The following is a 21,252-nucleotide window of genomic DNA, read 5'->3' as shown; positions in this document are numbered from 1 at the left end:
CCGAAGCGTCACCCTATGGGACGGCCGGTGGCGGCCGGCCGTCGGGAGGTGTGGTCGGCGGGTGCGGTCAGCCGCGCGTCGCGCGCCAGAGCGACAGGGTGCCGGCCAGGGGAAGGCCGAGGCACAGGGCCACCGCGACGAGCAGTTCGGCGGGGCTGACGCCGGAGGAGGCCAGGAGGAGTCCGGCGAGGCCGACCAGGACCGGTCCGGTGACGGAGGCCGCCGCGGCGACGGCCTTCTGCCGGGACGTCCACAGCGGGGATTTCGCCAGCAGGACCAGGCCCGCGATCAGTGCCACGGCCCCGACGAACGGGTTGGCCAGGCACAGCAGGCCGCCCACGGCGAGGAGGGCGAGGGTGAGGCGGGTCCGGCCGCGGCGCTCGGCCGGCGCGGCGGACTGCCGGCCGTCGGGCTCTTCGGCGAGGGCCGAGGCGGCCAGGGTGCGGGGCTCGCCGAGGCGCTCCAGTACGTCACGGATCCGGGCGTCGCCGTCGCCGGCGCCGAGGCTGACGGTGATGTGCTCGCGCAGGTCGGCGATGAGCTCGGCCCGGCGCTCCGGAGGCAGGGCGGCGCTCTCGCGCTCGACGGCGGTGAGGTAGGTGTGGACGAGCGGATGGTCGGTGGCGTTCACGAGGACTCCCCCTGGGTGTCGTGGAGAAAGTGGTCGACGGCGTCGCGGAAAAGCGGCCAGGCGCGGGTGAACTCGGCCAGGGCGGCCCGGCCGGTGTCGGTGAGCGTGTAGTAGCGGCGCGGCGGCCCGCTGGGGGACTCGCGCAGGTGCGTCTCGACGAGCTCTTCCCGGCGGAGCCGGGACAGCAGGGGGTAGATCGTGCCCTGGCTGGTGGTCATGACGCTGACCACGGAGAGCTCTTCGAGGATTTCCACGCCGTACCTGGGCCCGTTCCTGAGCAGGGCAAGGACGCAGTACTCCAGAACGCCCTTGCGGACCTGACTGGGTACCCTGCCCTCCCCTTCGTTCATTGCGTTACCAGGAACCATGTAATGCAAGATAGCGACCGAGATCGCGATGCACAAGCGGGGGCCGGGGCGGCGCGCGGAACCCGCGGGGCATTCGCCCGTCCGGCCTCCTGGTCCGGGCGAACCTGCGGACCGGCACGTGGCGGGCCCGCCCCGCGGTGGTACGTGGTTCGGCATGCAGCCCCATGTGTCCCCGTTCCTGCGCACGGCCGCGGCGTACGCCTGGCGCCTGTTGGTCGTCGGCGCCGGCGTGTACGCCGTGTTCGCCGTGCTGGGCCGGTTCCACGAGATCGGGGTGGCCCTCTTCCTGGGGCTGGTCATCACCGCGCTGCTCCGGCCGGTCGCCGATGTCGCGGCCCGCGGGCTGCCGCGGGGGCTCTCCGTCGCCGTCACGCTGATCGGCGGGATCGCGCTGGTGCTGGGCGGGCTGGCGCTGGTAGGGGAAGCGGTGGCGGGTGAGAGCACGACGCTCACGCGGGAGTTCCGGGAGGGCCTCGGCCATATCGAGGAGTGGCTGGAGAAGCCGCCGTTCCGGCTGAATCCGGAGGCGCTGTCGGACGTGCAGTCCCGGATCGGACAGTTCCTGTCCAGCCATCGCTCGACGCTGCTCAGTGAGGCGATCAGCGGCGCCGGGCGGCTCGTCCACGTGCTGACGGTCGTCGCGCTCGCGCTGTTCACCTCGGTGTTCTTCGTGCACTCGGGCGACCGGCAGTGGGCCTGGTTCTGCGCGCAGCTGCCCGAGCCGGTACGCGGCCGGTGGGACGTGGCGGGGCGGGCGGCCTGGCGTACGTTCACCGGCTACACGCACGGGATCGTGCTCGTCGCGGCGACCAACGCGGTCCTGGTCGGGGTGGCGCTCTACCTGTTGGGCGTGCCGCTGGCCGTGCCGCTGGCGCTGCTGGAGTTCTTCGCCGCGTTCATCCCGCTGATCGGCTCGCCGGTCGCGCTGGCGGTGGCTGCGGTGGTCGCGCTGGCTGCCGAGGGGCCGCTGACGGCGGCCATCGTGGTCGCGCTGATCGTGGTCATCGGGCAGATCGAGGGCCATCTGCTGCATCCGCTCGTGATGAGCTGGGCGGTACGGCTGCATCCGCTGGTGGTCGCGGTCTCGGTCATCGCGGGGGCGACGGCGGCGGGCGTGGTGGGGGCGGTGGTCGCCGTGCCGTTGGTTTCGGTGGTGTGGTCCGTCCATACGGCGTTGCGGGAGGCGCGGCGGGTGCGGGTGGTGGAGGGGGCGGGTCCCGCCTGAGGCGGGCCGGCCACAGCCTCGCCCGCGCCCTGGCGGCGGGTCTCGCCTGAGGCGGGCCGACCGCGGCCTCGCCCGTGCCCTGGCGGGCGACCCCGCCTCGCCAATGCCCTGGCGTGCGACCCCCGCCTTGCCGACGCCCTGGCGTGCGGCCCCCGCGCTTGCAGGTGCCTTGGGCGCAACTCCCGGGGCCTCGCCGGTGCCCTGGGGCAACCTCCATCTTGCCGATGCGCTCAGGCGCAACTCCCAGCCTCGCCGGCGTTTGAGGCGCGGGGTTTGGGGCGGAGCCCCAAGACAACCCGGCTGACGCCGGGCACCGGGCTCCGCCCGGACCCGCTCCTCAAACGCCGGAGAGGCTGAAGCGTGCGCGGGGTTAACCCGGGCCCTGCCCGGACCCGCTCCTCAAACGCCGGAGGGGCTGAGGGTGCGCGGGGTTGCCGGGCTCCGCCCGGACCCGCTCCTCAAACGCCGGAGAGGCTGAAGGGTGCGCGGGGTTAACCCGGGCCCTGCCCGGACCCGCTCCCCAAGCGCCGGAGAGGCTGAAGGTGCGCGGGGTTACCGGGGCTCTGCCCGGACCCGCTCCTCAAACGGCGGGTTAGGTGGGTTTGGTGGCGGAGAAGGGGGTGACGGTGACTTTGTTGTCGCATTCGGCGAAGACTCCGTCGTCCATCGGGATCTGGTGAGCGCCGGCGCCCGGGACGCCCAGGACGATCGTCGGGAAGGTGACCGGCGTGGAACCGGACACGCAGTAGCCGTCCGCCTCGCCCTGCACGTTGACGAACGTGAGCTTGGTCCACGCCTTGGCACCCGGTGCCAGCGGTACGGAGGACACGGTTCCGCTATTGGTGGTGGCGAGCGGGGTGTTGTGGTCGGGCGAGCCGTTGCCGGCGCCCGCGACGGTCGGGAAGCCGCGGAGCGTGCACAGGTGGGACGAGGTGTTGGTGACCGAGACGATGGCGGCCCCCGTTCCGGTGCCGGGCGGGCGGACGTCCGCCTGGTGGCCGTCCGAGACCTTGACGTCTTCGATCGTGCAGGGCTTCTTGGCGCCGGGTGGACCGGGTTCGGTGGAGGGGCCGCCCGACTTGCCGGGGTCGCCCGTACCGCCGGTGGATCCCGCCGTGGAGCCCTCACCGGATCCCGCACTGGATCCCGCACTGGATCCCCCGGTCGAGCCGCCGGTCGAGCCGCCGGTGGCCGAACCGCCGCCGGTGGCGCCCGCCGGTGCCGAGGCGGTCGGCGGGTTGGACGGGGCGGCCGCGCCTTCGTCGCCGGTCGGCGTACAGCCCGTCATCAAGGCGACGGCCGCGGCCGCCACCATCGCCGCCGCGGTACGGCGCGCACCGTGTGGATGCTGCATCGGACTCTCCCCGAGGTTCACGACCGGCCCTGCGCCGGCACTCGCGTCGGTAGACACAGTGTCCCGATCGGGCCGGTTCCCCGGTGCGGCGCCTGTTGCGCACTCGTGACGGGCCCGTCGCGATCCGGTCGAGCGGCGGCCGGTTCACCCGCTCGTACGCGGCGCCAGGACGTCGGCCGCGCGGCCCCGGTTCGCCTCCGCACCCGTTCTCGCAGGCGGGCGGGCCACACTGATTCCCCCGGTGGGTTCCTCGCGAGCGGGGAGCCGAGGAGGCTGCGCCCCGGCCGCCGCGGGCCCCAGTGCGGAAGGCCGGGTGGATCAACCATGATTGACCTACGGTCATCTGTAGTTGATTTCCGCTGGTGAGGCGGCTACCTTCACTGGAGACCAGGGGTTGCCGACCTGGTCGACGCCGGGTGGGGGTGCAGCACAGGGGAGTGCACCCCCAACCGGGCATGCGAACTTCCCGTCAGGCGTCGGCTTCGGCCCGGTGGCGGACAGCCGGTTCGGGGATGTGCCGCAGGGTACGGGAGATCCGTTCGACGAGGTCGCGGTGGACGGACTCGGCTTCGCGGAGAGCGAGGGCCGCGCGGGAGCTCGTACCGGCTTCGGACTTCTCGCCGCGCACCCGGGCGGCCGCGGCGGCCCGGAGCATGGTGGCGAAACCCGCGGCCGCGGCCGCCGCTTCGTCCGCCCCGCCCCCCTCGGCCTGCCGGGATGCGTCCGCGCGCACGTCGTCGTCAAAGTAGGGGCGCAACCGGAGCATGCAGTCCTGGATGCTCGTCACCCGGTGCACCAACCGTTGCTCGGGGCCCGCGTACCAGGGCAGTTCGAGGAACACCGGCTGATCCGCGGCGGGGCCGTGGTGTTCGACGACCTGCCGCAGCGGGGCGAGTGCCCGGTAGGTCCGCCACGGGCGCAGGACGCGGCCGATCAGGCGCGGTCCGAACACCGGGACCAGGAATCCCGCCGCCGCCACCAGCGCGGCGAGGGAGACGAACGGCGCCACGCCCTCGTTGAGCAGCTCCGAATGGGTGAGTACACCGGTGAGTTTGACGACGCCGAAGAGGAGGCTCATGCCGAACCCGACGACGAGGATCACCAGTCCCGCGCGCAGGCACGCGACCTCGGTGGAGGCCGTGTCCTTCCGGGCCTCCTGAGCGATGTCGAGGGCCCATTTCCAGGAGAAGACCGTGGTGGCGCAGGCCGCCACGATGTGCGCGAGGAGGTAGAGGACGATCATCTCGCGGATGTACGGGGTGGTGGAGTAGTACGTGTCGAAGTCGCGCAGCCGTTCGTCGGGCGCCTCGCCCAGCACGAAGCAGCCGATGATGGCCACGACGACGAGGCCGTACGCGAGCATCCAGCGGCGGACCCGGCGGCGGCTGCCCTCCTGGTGGCGCGAGTCCGCCCGCCAGTTCTCCATCATCACCAGGGCGCTGCAGGAGTACACGCACAGGATCGAATAGACCAGCGGGGCGGAGAAGTTGCTCACTCCGGTCAGGCGGTTGACCACGGTGATGGTGGGCGGCGCGGAGAAGGTCAGCCCGGCACACGCCATCAGCAGCAGGGCGTTGACGGTGCGCACCATGGGGACCCGCCAGCCCCTCAGCAGCGCGGGCAGCTTCACGACGAGTGCGACGGCGAGCGCGGACGCGGGTATGTAGTAGTTGACGCCTTGGTCCATGATCGAGTCAGCCTTCCAGCGATGCCCAGATGCGGCCCGCCACGCCGTCGGCAGCGATGCCGCTGGGGCTGCCTTCGAAGTACGGACGGAACTTGGCGGCGAGGAGCCGGCCGAACTGCTCGGCCCGCCGCTCCTCTTCCGCGCCGGCGTCCGTGCGGGCCGCCATGCTGGCCACCGCCTGGCTGAGGTTCCACCGTTCGCCGAGCATGCGCGCCGCGGCCTGGACGCCCGCGCCGCTGCCGTGGTGGCCGCAGCTGCCTTCCTTCCGGTGCCACAGTTCGTGGCCGAGGATCACGATCTGGTGGAGCGGCGAGGTGTTCGCCTCGACCGCGACCACGTCGAAGTCCCCCATGTTGATCCACAGTCCGCTGACCGTGTCCGGCGGGAACTCCTCCAGCATGAGGCGCACTTCGCGCCCGCTGCTCTCGGTCAGATACGCGCACAGCGCTCTGAACAGGGCGACGGGCTCATCGGGTATGGACGGACCAAGCCCCTTGAACAACTCGTCGCGGTGTTTTCTCATCTCGCGGGAAATCCCCACCGTGCCCCACTCGTCTTCCTCACCCGGGCACACCGGTCCCCCGGACGCGCCACGCTATGTAACTGGTCACCGCAGCTCCCCCGAACTACGGGTCCGTCCGGTCGTTCCACCGGTCTGTCGGACGCTCCCCCGGTCACCCGGGCGTCGCGCTACCCCCGGTTCCGGTCCCGCTCGCGCTCCTCACGGGCCCGCCGGGCGACGGACTCGATGAGGGCGATGAGGGGCTGCGCCGTGTCGTCGGGCACGTCCGCGAGGGCGCGCGCCGCGTAGTCGACGACGCCGAGGTCCGATGTGAGGCGGGCGCCGCGCTGCTGGTGGTCCCGCAGCCGCTGGAGGTCCTGGTCCTGGCTGGCGACGATACGTTCCAGCAGGTCTTTGCGGATGCCCTGGAGGACACGTTCCAGGGCCTCGGCGGGCGGGGCGACGAGGAATTCGATGCCCTCGCCGAAGAATCCCGCGATCCCGGCCGCGTGGTCCAGGTTCGGGGCCTTGCCCGTCTTGATCATCTTGTCGAGCCACTGGGCGCTGGTGCCGCCCCCGGCCGCGATCTCCGCCAGGGAGTAGGCCCGGCGCTGGCCGTCGGCCATCGCCTTGAGCCGGGTCTTGCGCAGGAAGAGGATGCGGTTGACGACCTGGCGGTGCCGCGTCTCCACGGGGTCCGGCCGGCCGGTGTCGTCGGCGTGGGCCGCCGGGCCGGCGGGGTCGCCGGCAGCGGCCGGTACGGCTTCGCCCCGGAGCAGGGCCTCCACGTCGGCTGCCGGCAGGCCCGAGGCGAACGACAGGCCGCCTTCGCCCTCGACGCGCAGCAGGTCGTCGAGCGCGACCCCGGCCCGCTCGGCGAGCTCGGCGATGCTCCGGGCGGTCGCGACCGGGTCCGGGGCGGACTTCTCACTCACACGCACTCCGGTGGACTCTCGGCTTCCAGGAAAGATCGTAAGGGCCCGACAGTAGCCACCTCTCGCGGGTGGAGGCAACAATCGAAGCTGATACGCCGTCAACCACGGCTGAGGCGCGGCGCGGCGCGGTGGTCCCCTTTCTCGGGAGCTGCCCGTCGAAGGGCGGGGGCGGGGCGGAGGCCGCGCCGGGGGCCGTGGGGGCGGCGCGCGTAGGCTCGTCCGCCGTACGGTCCCTCCTTCCGAGAAGAGTCGACTGATGCCGGACAAGGATCTGACGGACTACGAGCAGTGCGCGTTCTCGCACGACGGCACCACGCACCGGGTGTTGCGCAAGGGGACCGGACCGGCCGTGATCGTGATGGCGGAGATTCCGGGCATCACGCCGAAGGTGCTGGAATTCGCCGACCGGGTGGCGGCGCTCGGCTGCACCGCCGTACTGCCGGTGCTGTTCGGCACGCCGGGCCGTGATCCCCACCCCGATGCGCGCGGGCGGCTCGCGACCGGGCTGTACGGGGCGTCGACCGCGCTGAAGGTGTGCGTGAGCAGGGAGTTCACCGTGCTGGCCACGGGGAAGAGCTCGCCGGTGGTGCGGTGGCTGCGCGCGCTCGCCGCGTACGAGCACGAGCGGTGCGGCGGGCCGGGCGTGGGAGCCGTGGGCATGTGCCTGACCGGCGGTTTCGCGCTGGCGATGGCGACGGACGAACGTCTCCTCGCCCCGGTCCTGTCCCAGCCGTCGCTGCCGTTGGCCGTGACGGGGAGCCGCGCGCGGACCATCGACATCAGCCCGGAGGACCTGGCCGTCGTCCGCGGTCGTTGCGAGCGCGAGGGGCTGAAGGTCATGGGGCTGCGGTTCCGGGGTGACCGGCTGGTGCCCGGCGGCCGGTTCGAGCACCTGCGGCGCGAACTGGGTGACGGGTTCGTGGCGGTCGAGCTCGACGACGACACCGCCAACCCCGATGCCGTCCTCTCGCCGCACTCCGTGCTGACCGAGCACCTCGTCGACGAGCCGGGCGAGCCCACGCGCGCGGCGCTGGACCAGGTCCTCGAACTCTTCCGGTCGCGCCTGCTGGCCGATGAGCCGGTGATGTCCGCCGAGTGAGCCGCCCGACGGTGGCGGGACCGGGTCTCACGGTGGGCGGGGCGGCGGTGGAGGGTGCCGCTCATGAGGCCCGGCGGCGGGTACGGGGCACTCGGACGGCTCCGCGAGCACCCGCTCGCGCCGTTCCGGGCTCGGAGCGACGGTGCAGGAGTCGCATGCGGTCGCGGGGCAGCGGGTGCGGGCTGCGGCCCGATGCGGGAAGCTGGCGGTGGGCTGCGGTGTCGGTTCCGACGTCGGCGCGGTGTGGTGCGGGCGTCGGTATCGGCCGCGGTGGGACGTCAAGGCAAGGAGGGGCGTCGTGCGTGGACCGGGAGCCGGTGGGCCGGCCGGCGGTGGCCGGATCGGGAACCGTCGCGTAGAGAGCCGCCGGGCAGAGAGCCGCCAGGCAGGGAGCGGCCGGTCTGGGAGTGGCCGGGCAGGGAGCGGCCGGTCCTGGGGCGGCGGCCGGGCCGGGAGTGGGCGGACGTACAGCAGCGGGCTCGGGAGCGGCCGCATCTGGATGCGGGGCGCCGCTCTGGTGTGTCTGGCCGGGGCGCTAGCCGCTGGTGTTCCGGCTTCGACGGCAGCGGGGCGGACGGCGGCGCCGGCAGCGATCGTGGCGGGCGCCGGGACCGTGGGCGCGCCCCGGCCCGCCGTCGTGCCGGTGACCGTGGTCGTCGACTGCTCCGGGGAGGCGCGGGTGCGTCCCGCCGACTACCTGCTGGCCTGCGGCGACGGCAACAACCGGCTCGTCGGGCTCCGCTGGGACACCTGGGGAGCGGTGACGGCGACGGCCACCGGTACGGACATGGTCAACGACTGCGTTCCGTACTGCGCGGCCGGTCGTTTCCGCGGCTACCCGGTGAACGTCACCCTCAGCGGCCCCGAACCGTGGCCGGGACACCCGGGCACGAGCCGCTTCACGACCGTGCGCCTGGTCTTCCCCGGCCCGGCGCCGTCACCACTCCCCCACGACGTCACCTACCGCATCGTCTGGGCCGACGGCCGCCCCGCCCCCACGGCCTCCTGACCTCGCGCGTACGACTACGGCTACGGCCCGCCCCCGCCCGGCGGCTGCTCGGGCGGTTCCTGCCCCGGCGGAAGGGGAGGCGCGGGAGGTTCGGCGGGGGCCGCTGCGGGGGCCGGGCGGGCCGCGCTTCTTCGGGTGGGTCAGGGGGAGGTGGTGAGGTGGCGGTAGAGGGCTTGGTGGCCTTCGGGGGTGGGGTGGATGCCGTCGACGAGGAGGTCGGGGCGGTCGCGGAGGGGTTCCCACAGGTCGAGGAAGTCGACGTGGTGGGCGGTGCACCAGGTGCGCAGGGACTCGCGCAGGGCCGACGCGCGGGCGCGGGTGAAGCGGAGGCCTTCGTAGGAGGCGGTGCGGGATTCGTCGAGCCAGGCCGGTCCTGCGATGACCAGGCGCGCCCGGTGGGCCAGGGCCGTGGCGGCGAGGGAGTCCAAGTCGGCCGTGAGGCGGGCGAGTCCGTCGGCGTCCGGTAGGGGTGTCTGCGCGGCTGCCGGCAGGGCGGAGTCGTTGATGCCGGCGGCGACGAGGAGGGTGTCGGGCAGGCGGGGTGCGAGGAGCGCCGGGGTCTGCGCGCTGACGTCGGTGAGGGTGCTGCCGGGGACGGCGAGGTTGAAGACCCGGTGGCCGGTCTCGTTCGCGGCGATGTGGGAGGCGGCCAGGCGGGCCGCCCAGCCGCCCTGCGGGTCGCAGCGGCCGTAGGCGATGCTGTCGCCCACGATCACGATGCGCGCCGCCGCGCGGAGCGGGTTCGCGTCCAGGTAGGCCCAGGCGGGCTCACCGGAGGACAGGCACACCCGGCGGCGGATGTAGTCGTCCACCTCGTAGGCGTCGGCGGCCGCGAGTTCGTCGTCGGTGAGGTGCAGGACCGCGCCGGGGACCTCGGAGCCGAGCGCGCACTCCAGCGTCAGGTGTACGTCGAGGCCGCTGGCGGCGATGACGGCCGGGTCGGTGATCGGCAGCGGCCTGGTCGCGTACCCGGACAGCGCGGCGCCGGACGTGGGCACGGACCGGCCGAAGAGCGTCTTCTGGACTCGTTCGTCCATCAGCGTGCCGAAGGAGAACAGGGAGTGGGGACGGGGCTCGGTCACGTGGACGCCGGGGCCTTTCTCGAAGGAAACGATCAGGACGATCAAAACGATCAAGAAGACCCTAAGGGTCGGGTCCTGGCCGGGGACAGGGCGGGTTCGCACGGACCGCCCACCGCCCACCGTCCCTCGCGACACCGCCCACCGCCCACCGCCCACCGCGCTCCGGTCGCGCGGGCGTGGGTGTGGGCGCCGGCGTGGGTGTGGGCGGGCCGCCCGGGCCGGACCGGCTCCGTACACGGGTGTGGCGGGCGCCGGATGCGGGGCCGTGACCGTCCCGGGCCCCGTTCGGGGCGGTCACGGCCCGCGCTCGCCGACGCCCGCGCTCGCCGGTACGCCGCTCGCCGCTGCCGGCTCAGGCGGCCGACGGGCTCCCGGCGGCTTCCTCGTGCGGGAACAGGGCGAGCGGGGCGTCCTGTTGGAAGAACGTCTTGGCGCGGACCATGGCCCGCTCGTCGTCGCGGACCTGGCCCGGGCGGGAGCCGTTGCCGAGGAGCACTCCGCCGAACCTCATCCGCAGGTAGGCGGCCGTGTTGTTGAGGGTGGCGGCCAGTCCGTCGGCCACGACCTCCTCGTGGTCGGCCATCGCCGTCACGCCCCACAGGGTGCCGCCAGCCATCCGCCGCTTGAAGTCCAGGCCGGGCACTGCCAGCCAGCCCGACCAGTAGTCGAGGTAGCGCTTGGTCTGCGCGGACATCGTGTACCAGTACAGGGGCGAGGCGAGGACGATGTCGGTGGCCTCCATGGTGGCCTGCCGCAGCACTTCCTCGTGTTCCGAGAGCGCCCACCCGTCGCTCTCGTGCCGCCCGTCCTGGAAGTCGGGCAGCGCCAGCCCGTTCAGGTCCACCCACCGCTGCGGCACCCCGGCGGGCAGCTGTTCGGCGGCGGCCCGCGCGAGGATCTGCGTATTGCCGTCCACCCGGGCGCTGCCGAGCACGAAGAGGAAGGAACGGCCTTCGTAGGCCTCCGCGTCCGTCTCCGTACCCGCGACCGGGTCCGTACCGGTGCCCGTCGCTATGTCCGCGCCCATGTCACTGTCACTGTCGATTTCAATGGCCATGCCCGCTGCAACCTCCCTTCCTCCGGCAGAAATTCCTCATCAGCCCTGGAAGTCGGGCGTGCGGGCCGGGGAAGCCTGGGCGAGGGCGTCGGTGACTTCCTCGGCACCGGCGCGCAGGCCGTACACGGGGGTTGCGGGCTGCTGGCGCCAGGACTCGTCGAGGCCACCCGCGTCGACCGTGTCGAAGCCCAGCTCGTCGATGAGCGCCCGTACGACCCGCTTCGCGGCCTCGTCGTCGCCGGCGACCGGCAGGGCCAGGCGGTCGGGGCTGCCGGCCGGCCGCGGCCGGTCCAGGATGTCCTGGGCGTAGGTGCCGTTGAATGCCTTGATCACCGGGTGGCCCAGGTGCCGTTCGGTCCAGCGGCTTTCCGTGAGCCCGCCGTCTTCGATGTCCGCGATCCGGCCGTCGCGCTGCCGCGGGTAGTAGTTGCAGGTGTCGATGACGGCGAAGCCCTCCGCCGCGCCGTCGAACAGTCCGCCGGGCAGGTCGGGGACCGCCTTGAGGGGCACGGTGACGACGACGACCGAGGCGCCGCGCGCGGCCTCCGCGGCGGTGACGGCGGTGGCCCCGGTCTCCGCGACGAGCGCGTCCAGGGTCTGGGGGCCACGGGAGTTGGCGACCGACACGTCGTGCCCCAGCGCCGTGAGGCGGCGGGTCAGATTGCCGCCGATCGCACCCGCGCCGATGATTCCGATCTTCATGACGACCTCTCACATCTCTTACGGGCCAGGCGGGTCAGCACCCGCCGACCGGTTCCGATCATGTGGCGGTCATGGACAACCGGCGGCCGTCTCGCCCTATTCCTCGTCAACCAGCCGCCATGTGCGGGGTATTGCCCCGCGGGCAAGGGATTCCCTAGCATCTGCCTGCCCCTTCTCCTGGACGGGAGTGCCCGCATGAGCGCCCACGGCAATGTCGACCTCGGCCACACGGTGGCCGGATGGACCGGAACCGCACTCGGTACCCTCGCCGCGGCGATCGCGGGGGTCTCCCTCTGCTTCGCCTGGACCGCGGGGCTGTGGATCGGCGGGGCGCTGGCGCTCCTCGCCCTCCTGGCGACGTGGGGCCTGCACCTGGCGGGCTGGGGCAAGCCGGGCGGACCCCGCGCGTCCTCGGACTGGCCGTGGCGGGTCAAGGACTCGGGTGCGGGCGCCGGACACCCGCAGTGCATCGGCTGCCGGACCGCCGGACGGTCCGCAGGGGCCGCCGCCGTGGCCCTCGAACCCGCCGGGCGGCCGGACGACGACGGGGTGCGCGCGGTCGGCACCGGCTCCTGACCCTGACCGGTTCACCGCTCGCGGCTCCCGACCCCTGACTTCCGGCTTGCGGCTTCCGGCTCCCCGGCTCCCCGGCTTTTACAGCGGGGCGGTGTCGTCGGCCTTGAACGGGCCGCCGTGGCCGGGCACGATCAGGTCCGCCGCGGCCAGCACCCGCAGCCGGGAGGCCCTCAGGACGTCGTGGTCCGGAGCCACCGGGTCGTGCACCGGGCCGTTGGGGCGCCACCACAGGTCGCCGACGAACGCCACCACGCCCTCGGCGGTGCCCGCCAGCAGCGTGATGTCCTCCGGGCTGTGCCCCGCGGTGCGGATCAGGCGCAGGGACGGGCCGAGTTCGTAGCCTTCCGCGTCGCGGTCCGTCCACTGGTCGCGCTCGTAGATCGCCTTGTGGTCGTGGACCCGGGCCTCGCCGAACAGGCCGACGTTCATGGTGTTGTCCGGGTGGTGGTGGCTGAGCACCACATCGGTGATGTCGTCGGGGCCGAGGCCCAGTTCGGCGAGCGGGCCCAGGATCCGGTCGCGGCTCGCCACCATGCCGGGGTCGACGATCACGTGCCGGTCGCCGTCAGTGACGTACGAGACGGTGGCCGCGACTCCCGGGCCGGTGGAGAGGGTGTAGCCGGTGGTGAGGATCGTGTACGCGGCGCTGCGGCCGGTCGGTGCGTCTGTCATGACTCGAATCCTGCCGGTCGGGCACCGCGGCGACGAGTGGCCCTTCTGCCACTGATCGCAGGAAACGTGCCACGCGTGCCACACTCGGCCGATGTCGTCTTTCGTGACCATCGCCGCCTACGCCCCGCACGGCGTCGGCATGCTCGCCGTGGGCCTGGCCGCCGAGGTGTTCGCCGCGCGCGCCGGGCTGCCCCGCTTCGACTTCGCGCTGTGCACCGACCGGCCGGGGCAGGTGCGGACCGACGTCGGGGTGCCCGTCGCGGTCGAGCACGGGCTCGACCGGCTGGCCGACGCCGATCTCGTACTCGCCCTGCCCTGGGCGGACTTCCGAACCCCGCCGGCCCCGGCCGTACTGGAGGCGCTGTCGGCCGCGCACGCGCGCGGCGCCCTGGTCTCGGCGCACTGCGTGGGGGCGTTCGCGCTCGCCGCCGCGGGGCTGCTCGACGGCCGACGGGCCACCACCCACTGGCGGTTCGCGGATCTGCTGGCCGATCGGCACCCGGGCGTCGCCGTCGAGTCCGGCGCGCTGTACGTCGACGAGGGGCAGATCGTCACCGGCGCGGGCGCCGCCGCGGGCTTCGACCTCTGCCTACACCTGCTGCGCCGGGAGTACGGAGCGGCGACGGCCAACGCCATCGCCCGGGACCTGGTGCTGCCGTCGCACCGGGACGGCGGGCAGGCCCAGTACCTGGCCGCTCCGGTACCCGAGGACTGCCGGGACGAGCGGCTCGCCGAGGTGCTGGCCTGGGCCCGCGAGAACCTCCACGAGCCTTTGCCCGTCGACGAGTTGGCCCGGCGGGCCCTGATGAGCAGGCGGTCCTTCGCCCGCCGCTTCACCGCCGCGACGGGCACCACTCCGCACGCCTGGCTGCGGGGCCTGCGACTGAGCCGCGCCGAGGAACTCCTGGAGACGACGGACCTGCCCGTGGAGGAGATCGCCCGCCGGGTCGGCTACGGCAGTGCGGCGGTCCTGCGCGAACAGTTCGTACGCCGCAGGGGCGTGCCGCCCCGCTCGTACCGCCGCGCCTTCACCCGGACCCCGCAGCCGTGAGCGTCACCAGGGCAGGTTCAGCTGCCAGGAGACTCCGAAGCGGTCGTTCACCCAGCCGAACTTGGTGCTGAAGCCGTACGAGCCCAGCTGCATCAGCTCGGCGCCGCCTTCGGCGAGGGCCGCGTACAGGCGGTCGAGTTCGGGTTCGGTGTCGCACTGCACGAACAGCGAGACCGCCGGGGTGAAGCCGAAGTCGTGGTGGACGGGGCTGTCGGAGCACATGAACTGCTGCCCGGCGAGGGAGAACGTGGCGTGTACGACCGTGCCCTCCTTCCCCGGTCCTTCGGCGCCGTAGCGGCTGATGTCCAGGACCTCGGCGTCGGGGAACAGCGAACGGTAGAAGGTCATCGCCTCCTCCGCCCGGCCCTCGAACATCAGGAACGTGTTGATCTTCTGCGGTGCGTGGGCCATCCCGGTCAGCCGGTGGCGAGCGGGACGACTGCGGAGGGGGAACCGGTTCGCTGCACCGGATACCGCCTTTCGTGATCGGTTCGACGGACTGCGCCGACGAGCCCACCACGACCGGCGTCCCGTGCCGCCGCGCCGTGCCCCGCATGAGGCCGGACGGCGCAGCACGGCCACACCCGCGAGGCCGGTGCGGTGGGGCCGTTCGGGGGTCGGGGCGCGACGGTGGCGTGGCGTTGCCGGCGCCGTCCGGTGTGTGACGGTGGGTCCGCTTTGGCCCCCGGCGGGGCTGTTGGTGGGGTTGTCCCCACCTGGGGTCGGGGGGACAGCAGTCGTGAATGCGGGTCGCGGCGCCCCTAGCGTCAGAGGCATGACATACGGACTCGACAGCCCGAAGAAGCCCCCGACCGCCTTCACGCCGGCCCTGCGCCGCGCGTCCGCGGTGGGACTCGTCCTCGCCGCCTGCCTCACGGCCTCCCCCGCGCTCGCCACGGCCGCCGCCCCGCCCTCCCACGGAAGCGCGTCGGCCGGCCAGTCTCCCGGAGCCGGGCTGGGGCGCTACTACGGGCAGCACCTGGACTGGGGCAGCTGCGCCACCGGCCCCGACGACGCCACGGGCCGCGACCTCGACAAGGCCGGCGTGACGTGCACGAACGTGACCGTGCCGCTCGACTACGCCGATCCCCGCGGCCGCACCATCACCGTGGCCGTGTCCAGGCTGGAGGCCACCGACACCCGCCATCGCATCGGGTCCCTCCTCCTCAACAACGGCGGCCCCGGCGGCACCGCGTTCGAGTCCCCGCCGGAGGCGTTCAAGGCGATGAAGGAGGTCGGCCCGCGCTACGACGTCATCGGCTTCGATCCGCGTTTCGTCGGCCGCAGCACCCCTCTCGACTGCGGCTGGTCCGTGGGCAGTTCGTGGTTCTCGGCGGGTACGGGCCGGGCCGGCTTCGACCGCCAGGTGGCGTTACAGAAGGACCTGGCCGCCAAGTGCCGGGCCGCCGGCGCCTCCGTGCTCCCCCATATCAGCACCCGCAACACGGCCCGCGACATGGACGTCATCCGCGGCGCGCTCGGCGAGCGGAAGATCTCCTACCTCGGCTACTCGTACGGCACTTACCTCGGCACGGTCTACACGCAGATGTTCCCCGGCCGTTACGACCGCATGGTCCTCGACGGCGCCATCGCCCCCGACGACTACCGCGCCCGGCTCCTGAAGGGCTCCGAACCCGAGAACGAACGAGCCCTCTCCGACTGGGCCGCCTGGGCCGCGACCCGCCACGACACCTACCGGCTCGGCCGCACCCGCGCCGAAGTCCTCGCCACCGTCGACCGCGTCATCACCGCGTCCGCGCGCAAGCCCCTCACCGTCGGCACCGGCTCCGAGACGTTCCGGCTCGACGACACCCAGGTGCCGTTCCTGCTCTTCATGGGCGTCGCGGACGACACCGACACGGCGCGGGCGCTGCTGGGCGAGCAGGTGTCCGTACTCGCGAAGGCCGCGGCGGGCCAACCGTCTCGGCTGTCACCCGAGTTCGCCGCGATGCTGCGCTTCGCGCTGCGCGGTGAGACCCCGAGCGGCGCGCAGGCCGCGATCATCTGCGGGGACGTGGCCGCCCCGCGCGATCCCGAGCTCTACTGGCGGGACATCCAGCGCAACAGGGCCGCGCACCCGGTGTTCGGCCCGCTGGCCGACAACATCGGTCCGTGCGCGTTCTGGGACCGGCCGCGCGAGGAACCCACCCGTATAGACCGCGACGCGCGGGTGCTGATCGTGGCCGCCACCGGCGACCCGCGCACCACGTACAAGAGCAGCGGCAGGCTGCACGACCAGCTGCCCGGCTCCCGGCTGGTCACGCTCGAGGGCGCCAACCGGCACGCGGTCTACGGCCTTTACGACAACGCGTGCGTGGACGCCGAGGTCAACACCTACCTGGCCACCGGCGAACTCCCCGCCCGGGACCGGACCTGCGTGAAGCCGGCCGGCTGACCGGATCGCCGGGCGTGACCTCCGCACCGGCATCGCCTCCGGCTCCGGCACCGGCTCCGGCTCCGGCTCCGGCTCCGGGCACGCGTCGGTCTTCACGACGGGTCACGTGGTTTCCGTTTGGGTGGCCGGGCGGTCAGGGGTGGTCGTACCAGGAGAACGCGGCGATGCGCCAGCCCTCCGGGGTGCGGACGAACTGGATGGTCTTGGTGCCGTCGCCCTCGAAGGGCTTGCCGTCCAGGATGCCCGTCTTGCTGTACTCGCCGAAGCGGGAGGCGATGTCACCGACGATCTCGGTGTGTTCGGAGGTCTCCCACTCGGCGAACTCGGTCAGCCGGCCGTCGGTCAGCATCCGCTCGCGCGGCTCGATGAACTCCTCCACACCGTAAGCCGTGAAATCGGGCCCGGTCTTGACGATCACACCGCCCACCAGCATCAGCCGGCGGAGCCGGGCCAGGTCGGCGGTCTTGCCGTCGCGGTTGTCGAACGCACCGAAGAACTCGGCGGTCACCGCATCAATTTCGGACTTGGACATGGCGTGACGGTAACACCGCCAGGCGTGCACACGACATGCCTGCGGTGGCAGGCCGCGCACCGGCGAATCGGAGAAAACGCCGCCGCCGGGGCGTGGCCCGCCGATAGCATTCGGCCACCGCCCGCCCGTGCGCCCGATCCGGCCGCCGGGCCGGAACGGGTGGTCTCGGGGCAGGGGGCTGATGCTCATGCGTGCCAGGCGCTGGCTGGTGACGGCGGTCACCGCGATGTCGTTGTCCGCCGGGCTGAACGGGCCCGCCACACCGGCGGAGCAGCCCGGTCCGTGGCAGCGGACGACACCCGGGGTGAGCGGGGGGCCACTGGAGACCGATCTCCAGTCCGGTGTCTCCGTCCAGGGCTGCGACGGAAGCGCCTCGGCGGCCCCGGCGGTACGGCGCTTCAGCTCCGCGGGCGCGACGCTGCCGGGCGCACCGACGGGCGCCATGGCCGGGTGCCTGCGCACGGTCACGGGCAGCGGGCTGACGGTCGGTATCCGGCCACGCCCGCGCCCCGGCAACCAGGACCCGTCCACGGTGGTCGCGTACCGCGGCGCCGCCCTCCAGTGGTCCCGGACCATCACTTCCACCTGCGGCAGCGCGCCGCTGTCGGTCGGCCGGCTGGTCACCGGCGCGGACGGCAACGTCTACGGCGCCGCCACCGGGCACACCTCCTGCGGCGCCCAGGCGGCCGTGTTCGGGCTGTCGGCCGCCACCGGAGCGCTCCTCTTCCTCAACCGGGCCGCGGACTCCGGCGAGCTCGTCGGCGCCCACCGGCGCGGCCTGGTGGTCCTCAACCGGAACGGCGACGGCGTCCGCTTCCTGGACTACGGGGGCCGCGAGTACGGGCGGGTCCGCGTCACCTCTGCGGCGTCCGAGATGCCGCAGAGGCTGGCCGTCAACCCGGACGGCTACGTCTTCGCGTACGTCACCGACCGGAACGGGACCGGCTCCCGGCCTGACTGCGCCACCCACTACACCGCGAACCGGGTCGAGGTCTTCGGCGTCAACGGGCGTACGGGCCGCCACGTCCTGCCGTACTGCACGACGCTCGGGATCAACGCCTGGTCCGCGGCGGGCTGGGGCGCCCCGGCGCTGCTGAGCAGCCACCGCACGGACGTCCCGAACACGGACCGGCTGCTCGCCTTCGACACCAAGGCGAAGCAGTTGTTCTCGCGGGCCCTGCCCGCGCGCGTCACCGGCGCGGACGGCGACGTGCGCGCCTACGCGCCGGTCGCCGTGCACGCGGACAGCCGGGGCCGGGTGCTGTTGGTCCGCAACGTGAGTTACGGCGGCTTCTCGTCGACCAGCCTCCAGGTGGACGCGTACAGCCACACCTCCGGCGCGCCGCTCGACTCCTTCGACACCTCGTCGTTCGACGGCGGACGCAACGGGCACACGCAGGTGTACGGGTTCGCCGAGGGAAGGCTGTACTTCCAGCAGTCCGTGTGCGCCGACGCGGACTGCTCGGCGTGGACGCCGACGCTGTTCTCGCTGCCGCGCGGCGGACTCGGCATGGACGAGCCGCGCGCGACCCTGCTCAAGTCCGCGAAGGCGCTGCCCGCGCCGGTGCGCACGGTCGCGCTGGGCGACTCGTACTCCTCCGGGGAGGGAAATCCTCCGTTCGACTCCGCGTCCGGTGACTGCCACCGCGGGGCGCAGGCGTGGCCGCGGCTGCTCGCGGCCGACGACCCGGGCGTGCAACTGGTGGCGCACGTCGCCTGCTCGGGGGCGAAGGCGTCGGCCTTCACCCAGCCGTACCACGGTGAACCGGCCCAGGTGACCGGCCGGTTGAAGGCCGTCAAGCCGGCGCCCGGACTGGTCACCCTGACCATCGGCGGCAACGACGTGGGGTTCTCCGGCATCCTGCGGCGCTGCTTCCTCGTCGACTGCATCCAGGACCGCTCCCTCTCCCACGCCAACAGCTACGTGACCTCGACCCTGCCCGGCCTGCTGCGCAGCTCGTACGGGCTGGTGCGCTCGACCGTGCCGCGTACGTCCCGGGTGCTGGTCGTCGGCTACCCCAGGCTGTTCCCGCTACGGCAGTCGGACACGACGCGCTGCCTCTGGCTGTCGTCCGGGGAGCGCGCCGGGCTGAACAGCCTCGCGACCCGCCTGGACCAGGCGATCGCGACCGCCGCCCGTGAGGCGAAGGTGTCGTACGTGTCGGTGCGCGAGGTGCTCACCGGGCACGAACTGTGCACCGCTCAGCCCTGGGTGTACGACGTGGGCCTGCACGGGGGTGCCAACCGCGGCCACCCGCTGCCGGCCGGCCAGCGGGCCATCGAGGCGGCGGTCCGCCGGGCGGTCGCGGCGGGGTGAGCGCGGGCGCCGGCTGCCGGCCGGCCACCGGCCTGCTGCCCGCCGACTGCCGGCCGCCGGCCGGCCACAGGCTGAGCGCGGGCCGACGGCGAGCGCTGAGTAGCAGCGCCGGGTACGAACTGAGTACCGGTGCGGATGGTCCGCCGCTCCCCCGCCGTGGCAGAGTCGCCCGCATGTTGATCTCGACGTGTGCACGACACCGGCGCGCGGCCGCGGCGGTCCTGCTGCTGGGCGCGGCCCTGTCCCTGACCGGGTGCGGCACGCACCGGGCCGCGGACGCGCGGGCGGAGGCGGCGCCCGGCACGCCCCGGGGCTCCGCGAGCGCCTCTGCCGCGCCGGGGGCGTCCCCGTACGTGGAGCCGGGGGCCGGCGACGGCGCCCCGCACTACCGGGAGAACAACGCCTACCGCCGCTCCGGCGAGATGGCGCCGGCCGACGAGGAGGAGGCGCGCAGGCAGGCCGACCGCATCGAGCCCGTGCTCAAGCGGCTCTGGGGAGAGAAGAAGTGGGACCCCGCGAGCGTGCGCGCGGCGGTGCTCGCGCTCGGGTACGAGGAGCGCCGGGTCACTCCGAAGGGCGAGCTGCTCGGCGGCACGCTCGACGTGCGGGCGATGGACCTGCGCTGGGAGACCGACCACTACGTGACGCCCGAGGGTGCCCAGATCGGCCTCTACGTCGGTGACAGCGCCTGCGTCACGGCGTTCGTCCAGAAGACCAACTACGAGGTGAAGACCAACGGCCCGTTCCCGGAGACCGGCTGCCTGGAGCCTCCGTACGGCCACTGACGGCGCACGGCGAAGGCCCCGGGACGGAGGGGGTCCGTCCCGGGGCCGGTGTCGCGCACGCCGCGGGGACGCGGAATGAGTGCATCGAATGCGACACCTGAAAGAACGATTCGGCAGGGCTGGGGTCACGCTGCGGACCGACATTCGCGGCGGCGCCGCGCCGCCGCCCCGCCCGCCGCTCAGCCGTCGGCGGGGTTCCTGCCGGTGTAGACCGTGGTGGCGGCGAGGAGGAAGGCGTCGGGGCGGCGGAGGATGCCGTCCGGCGCCTCGGGGTCGACGAGCACGTCCAGGGTCTTCAGGTCCTCCTCGTCGAGGGCGCCGCCCATCCCCTCGCGCAGCCGGGTCAGGTGGGCGTGCAGGAAGCCGCGGGCCTGATCGTCCAGGGGCGCGGGCAGGTCGAGGAGGAAGGTGAAGCTGCCGGCGTCCGCGAGACCGGCACGGCCCAGCATCGCGGGCCAGTCCTCGACCACGGCGGTGCTGCCCGGCAGCTCGGCCCGCATGGTCTCGAACCACTCCTCCTGCAGGGCGTCGAGGCGGGCCTGGAGGCCCGGGCGGCCGATGCCGATGTCACGCGGGAGGAAGCGCATGGGCAGGGTGCCCTCCGCCACCGCGAGGATCCCGCCGGGCCTCAGCACGGCCGCCAGCGCGTCGAGCGCCTGCTGCTGGTCGCCGAGGTGGTGCACGGCCTTGCTGCTCCAGACCAGGTCCGCCGTGCCGATGCCGCTCCCGCCGTCCGCGTCCGCGCCGGCACCGGCACCGGTGAAGCCTTCGGGCAGTTCCGCGTGGCGGACCGCGACCCTGTCCCGGAGACCGAGCCGCTCGGCTCGGGCCAGGGCGTGGTCCAGCAGCCCGCGGGCGCCGTCCACGGCGACCGTCTCGGCGTGCTCGAAGGTTTCGGCGAACACGCAGGTCATCACGCCCGGGCCGCTGCCGACGTCGAGGACGCGGCGCACCCGGTGGCCGGGGCCGAGCAGTTCCTTGAGGCGGTCCGCGGTCCGGCGCAGGACCGGGAGCTGGACCTCGCCGTTGCTCTCCAGGTGGGTGGCCATGACCTCCCAGTCGATGTCGGTGTGGTGGCCGTGGCCCGCCCCGTGGTCCTGGCCGTGGCCGTGGCCCGCCCCGTGGTCCTGGCCGTGGCCGTGGCCCGGCCCGTGGCTCTCGTGGTCGCCGTGACCCTGCCGGTCGCCGACCCGGTGACCGTGGTCGTCGACGGGTGCCTGTCCGGAATCGCCGTGTGCGCTCATGCCGGGAAGCGTGCACCTGGCGGGAGCGG

Annotated in this window: 21 protein-coding genes; 8 read left to right on the top strand and 13 right to left on the bottom strand. The window is 73.4% G+C overall.

Going from position 1 to position 21,252, the window contains the following annotated elements; translation table 11 throughout:
- Positions 1-67: 67 nt before the first annotated feature.
- The gene (locus OG764_RS34045) at positions 68-631 is read right to left on the bottom strand and encodes an HAAS signaling domain-containing protein (protein ID WP_328972185.1); all 564 of its coding nucleotides are present in this window, start codon (positions 629-631) and stop codon (positions 68-70) included.
- Complete coding sequence (locus OG764_RS34040) at positions 628-999, bottom strand: PadR family transcriptional regulator (protein WP_328972184.1); 372 nt, start codon at positions 997-999, stop codon at positions 628-630. Before OG764_RS34040 ends, OG764_RS34045 begins: the two co-directional genes overlap by 4 nt.
- 154 nt (positions 1,000-1,153) lie before the next feature.
- Between OG764_RS34040 and OG764_RS34035 the strand changes: the two genes are divergently transcribed.
- Positions 1,154-2,224, top strand: coding sequence for an AI-2E family transporter (locus tag OG764_RS34035; RefSeq protein ID WP_328972183.1), 1,071 nt, complete (start codon positions 1,154-1,156; stop codon positions 2,222-2,224).
- 592 nt (positions 2,225-2,816) lie between these two features.
- Here OG764_RS34035 and OG764_RS34030 read toward each other — a convergent pair.
- The 4 genes from OG764_RS34030 to OG764_RS34015 all read right to left on the bottom strand — a co-directional run bounded on the left by OG764_RS34030 (position 2,817) and on the right by OG764_RS34015 (position 6,702).
- A complete protein-coding gene (locus OG764_RS34030) occupies positions 2,817-3,578 on the bottom strand; it encodes a DUF4232 domain-containing protein (RefSeq protein ID WP_328972182.1) in 762 nt (253 codons plus the stop codon).
- A 469-nt stretch (positions 3,579-4,047) separates the two neighbouring features.
- Positions 4,048-5,265: an MAB_1171c family putative transporter gene (locus OG764_RS34025; protein WP_328972181.1), complete on the bottom strand. Its 1,218-nt coding sequence runs from the start codon at positions 5,263-5,265 to the stop codon at positions 4,048-4,050.
- 7 nt (positions 5,266-5,272) lie between these two features.
- Complete coding sequence (locus OG764_RS34020; RefSeq protein ID WP_328972180.1) at positions 5,273-5,788, bottom strand: toxin-antitoxin system, toxin component; 516 nt, start codon at positions 5,786-5,788, stop codon at positions 5,273-5,275.
- Positions 5,789-5,955: 167 nt separating this feature from the next.
- Positions 5,956-6,702, bottom strand: coding sequence for a hypothetical protein (locus OG764_RS34015; protein WP_328972179.1), 747 nt, complete (start codon positions 6,700-6,702; stop codon positions 5,956-5,958).
- Between the two features lie 256 nt (positions 6,703-6,958).
- Here OG764_RS34015 and OG764_RS34010 point away from each other — a divergent pair, with 256 nt between their 5' ends.
- Complete coding sequence (locus OG764_RS34010) at positions 6,959-7,801, top strand: dienelactone hydrolase family protein (protein ID WP_328972178.1); 843 nt, start codon at positions 6,959-6,961, stop codon at positions 7,799-7,801.
- Positions 7,802-8,396: 595 nt separating this feature from the next.
- A complete protein-coding gene (locus tag OG764_RS34005) occupies positions 8,397-8,810 on the top strand; it encodes a hypothetical protein (RefSeq protein ID WP_328972177.1) in 414 nt (137 codons plus the stop codon).
- Between the two features lie 140 nt (positions 8,811-8,950).
- Here the strand turns inward: OG764_RS34005 and OG764_RS34000 are convergent, their stop codons facing one another.
- The 3 genes from OG764_RS34000 to OG764_RS33990 all read right to left on the bottom strand — a co-directional run bounded on the left by OG764_RS34000 (position 8,951) and on the right by OG764_RS33990 (position 11,651).
- Entirely contained in the window at positions 8,951-9,946 is a 996-nt protein-coding gene (locus OG764_RS34000; RefSeq protein WP_328972176.1) for a GDSL-type esterase/lipase family protein, read from the bottom strand.
- 298 nt (positions 9,947-10,244) lie between these two features.
- Positions 10,245-10,919: a flavodoxin family protein gene (locus OG764_RS33995; protein ID WP_443056263.1), complete on the bottom strand. Its 675-nt coding sequence runs from the start codon at positions 10,917-10,919 to the stop codon at positions 10,245-10,247.
- Positions 10,920-10,988: 69 nt separating this feature from the next.
- A complete protein-coding gene (locus tag OG764_RS33990; RefSeq protein ID WP_328972174.1) occupies positions 10,989-11,651 on the bottom strand; it encodes an NADPH-dependent F420 reductase in 663 nt (220 codons plus the stop codon).
- Positions 11,652-11,846: 195 nt separating this feature from the next.
- Here OG764_RS33990 and OG764_RS33985 point away from each other — a divergent pair, with 195 nt between their 5' ends.
- Complete coding sequence (locus OG764_RS33985) at positions 11,847-12,227, top strand: HGxxPAAW family protein (protein ID WP_328972173.1); 381 nt, start codon at positions 11,847-11,849, stop codon at positions 12,225-12,227.
- 78 nt (positions 12,228-12,305) lie between these two features.
- Here OG764_RS33985 and OG764_RS33980 read toward each other — a convergent pair whose 3' ends face one another.
- A complete protein-coding gene (locus OG764_RS33980; RefSeq protein WP_328972172.1) occupies positions 12,306-12,899 on the bottom strand; it encodes an MBL fold metallo-hydrolase in 594 nt (197 codons plus the stop codon).
- Positions 12,900-12,990: 91 nt separating this feature from the next.
- Here OG764_RS33980 and OG764_RS33975 point away from each other — a divergent pair, with 91 nt between their 5' ends.
- Positions 12,991-13,950, top strand: coding sequence for a GlxA family transcriptional regulator (locus tag OG764_RS33975; RefSeq protein ID WP_328972171.1), 960 nt, complete (start codon positions 12,991-12,993; stop codon positions 13,948-13,950).
- Positions 13,951-13,953: 3 nt separating this feature from the next.
- Here OG764_RS33975 and OG764_RS33970 read toward each other — a convergent pair whose 3' ends face one another.
- On the bottom strand, positions 13,954-14,361 hold the full coding sequence (locus OG764_RS33970) for a VOC family protein (RefSeq protein WP_328972170.1): 408 nt from the start codon (positions 14,359-14,361) through the stop codon (positions 13,954-13,956).
- 364 nt (positions 14,362-14,725) lie between these two features.
- Between OG764_RS33970 and OG764_RS33965 the strand changes: the two genes are divergently transcribed.
- The gene (locus OG764_RS33965; protein WP_328972169.1) at positions 14,726-16,345 is read left to right on the top strand and encodes an alpha/beta hydrolase; all 1,620 of its coding nucleotides are present in this window, start codon (positions 14,726-14,728) and stop codon (positions 16,343-16,345) included.
- Positions 16,346-16,478: 133 nt separating this feature from the next.
- Here the strand turns inward: OG764_RS33965 and OG764_RS33960 are convergent, their stop codons facing one another.
- Positions 16,479-16,877, bottom strand: a complete 399-nt coding sequence (locus OG764_RS33960; protein WP_328972168.1) for a DUF4440 domain-containing protein — start codon at positions 16,875-16,877, stop codon at positions 16,479-16,481.
- Between the two features lie 187 nt (positions 16,878-17,064).
- Here OG764_RS33960 and OG764_RS33955 point away from each other — a divergent pair, with 187 nt between their 5' ends.
- Together OG764_RS33955 and OG764_RS33950 are read left to right on the top strand one after the other, a co-directional pair.
- Complete coding sequence (locus tag OG764_RS33955; protein ID WP_328972167.1) at positions 17,065-19,194, top strand: SGNH/GDSL hydrolase family protein; 2,130 nt, start codon at positions 17,065-17,067, stop codon at positions 19,192-19,194.
- Between the two features lie 173 nt (positions 19,195-19,367).
- Complete coding sequence (locus tag OG764_RS33950; RefSeq protein WP_328972166.1) at positions 19,368-19,979, top strand: hypothetical protein; 612 nt, start codon at positions 19,368-19,370, stop codon at positions 19,977-19,979.
- Positions 19,980-20,158: 179 nt separating this feature from the next.
- On the opposite strand, the gene OG764_RS33945 is transcribed toward OG764_RS33950, so the two are convergent.
- Positions 20,159-21,223 carry a class I SAM-dependent methyltransferase gene (locus OG764_RS33945; RefSeq protein ID WP_328972165.1) on the bottom strand — a complete coding sequence of 355 codons (1,065 nt, stop codon included), beginning with the start codon at positions 21,221-21,223 and terminating at the stop codon, positions 20,159-20,161.
- Positions 21,224-21,252 lie beyond the last annotated feature (29 nt).

The sequence above is a fragment of the Streptomyces sp. NBC_00239 genome, assembly GCF_036194065.1.
In the GTDB taxonomy this organism is placed as follows: Bacteria; Actinomycetota; Actinomycetes; order Streptomycetales; family Streptomycetaceae; genus Streptomyces.
The sequence above is the reverse complement of the archived record's forward strand: the minus strand, read 5'-3'. Positions and strand labels throughout refer to the sequence as shown.

Bases quoted from the DNA above. Each gene is read 5' to 3' on its own strand.
- OG764_RS34025 (WP_328972181.1), bottom strand. From the start codon at position 5,265: ATGGACCAAGGCGTCAACTACTACATACCCGCGTCCGCGCTCGCCGTC.
- OG764_RS34010 (WP_328972178.1), top strand. From the start codon at position 6,959: ATGCCGGACAAGGATCTGACGGACTACGAGCAGTGCGCGTTCTCGCAC.
- OG764_RS33970 (WP_328972170.1), bottom strand. From the start codon at position 14,361: ATGGCCCACGCACCGCAGAAGATCAACACGTTCCTGATGTTCGAGGGC.
- OG764_RS33975 (WP_328972171.1), top strand. From the start codon at position 12,991: ATGTCGTCTTTCGTGACCATCGCCGCCTACGCCCCGCACGGCGTCGGC.
- OG764_RS33985 (WP_328972173.1), top strand. From the start codon at position 11,847: ATGAGCGCCCACGGCAATGTCGACCTCGGCCACACGGTGGCCGGATGG.
- OG764_RS34040 (WP_328972184.1), bottom strand. From the start codon at position 999: ATGGTTCCTGGTAACGCAATGAACGAAGGGGAGGGCAGGGTACCCAGT.
- OG764_RS33950 (WP_328972166.1), top strand. From the start codon at position 19,368: ATGTTGATCTCGACGTGTGCACGACACCGGCGCGCGGCCGCGGCGGTC.
- OG764_RS33955 (WP_328972167.1), top strand. From the start codon at position 17,065: ATGCGTGCCAGGCGCTGGCTGGTGACGGCGGTCACCGCGATGTCGTTG.
- OG764_RS33965 (WP_328972169.1), top strand. From the start codon at position 14,726: ATGACATACGGACTCGACAGCCCGAAGAAGCCCCCGACCGCCTTCACG.
- OG764_RS33960 (WP_328972168.1), bottom strand. From the start codon at position 16,877: ATGTCCAAGTCCGAAATTGATGCGGTGACCGCCGAGTTCTTCGGTGCG.
- OG764_RS34035 (WP_328972183.1), top strand. From the start codon at position 1,154: ATGCAGCCCCATGTGTCCCCGTTCCTGCGCACGGCCGCGGCGTACGCC.
- OG764_RS34030 (WP_328972182.1), bottom strand. From the start codon at position 3,578: ATGCAGCATCCACACGGTGCGCGCCGTACCGCGGCGGCGATGGTGGCG.
- OG764_RS33990 (WP_328972174.1), bottom strand. From the start codon at position 11,651: ATGAAGATCGGAATCATCGGCGCGGGTGCGATCGGCGGCAATCTGACC.
- OG764_RS33945 (WP_328972165.1), bottom strand. From the start codon at position 21,223: ATGAGCGCACACGGCGATTCCGGACAGGCACCCGTCGACGACCACGGT.
- OG764_RS33995 (WP_443056263.1), bottom strand. From the start codon at position 10,919: ATGGGCGCGGACATAGCGACGGGCACCGGTACGGACCCGGTCGCGGGT.
- OG764_RS33980 (WP_328972172.1), bottom strand. From the start codon at position 12,899: ATGACAGACGCACCGACCGGCCGCAGCGCCGCGTACACGATCCTCACC.
- OG764_RS34020 (WP_328972180.1), bottom strand. From the start codon at position 5,788: ATGAGAAAACACCGCGACGAGTTGTTCAAGGGGCTTGGTCCGTCCATA.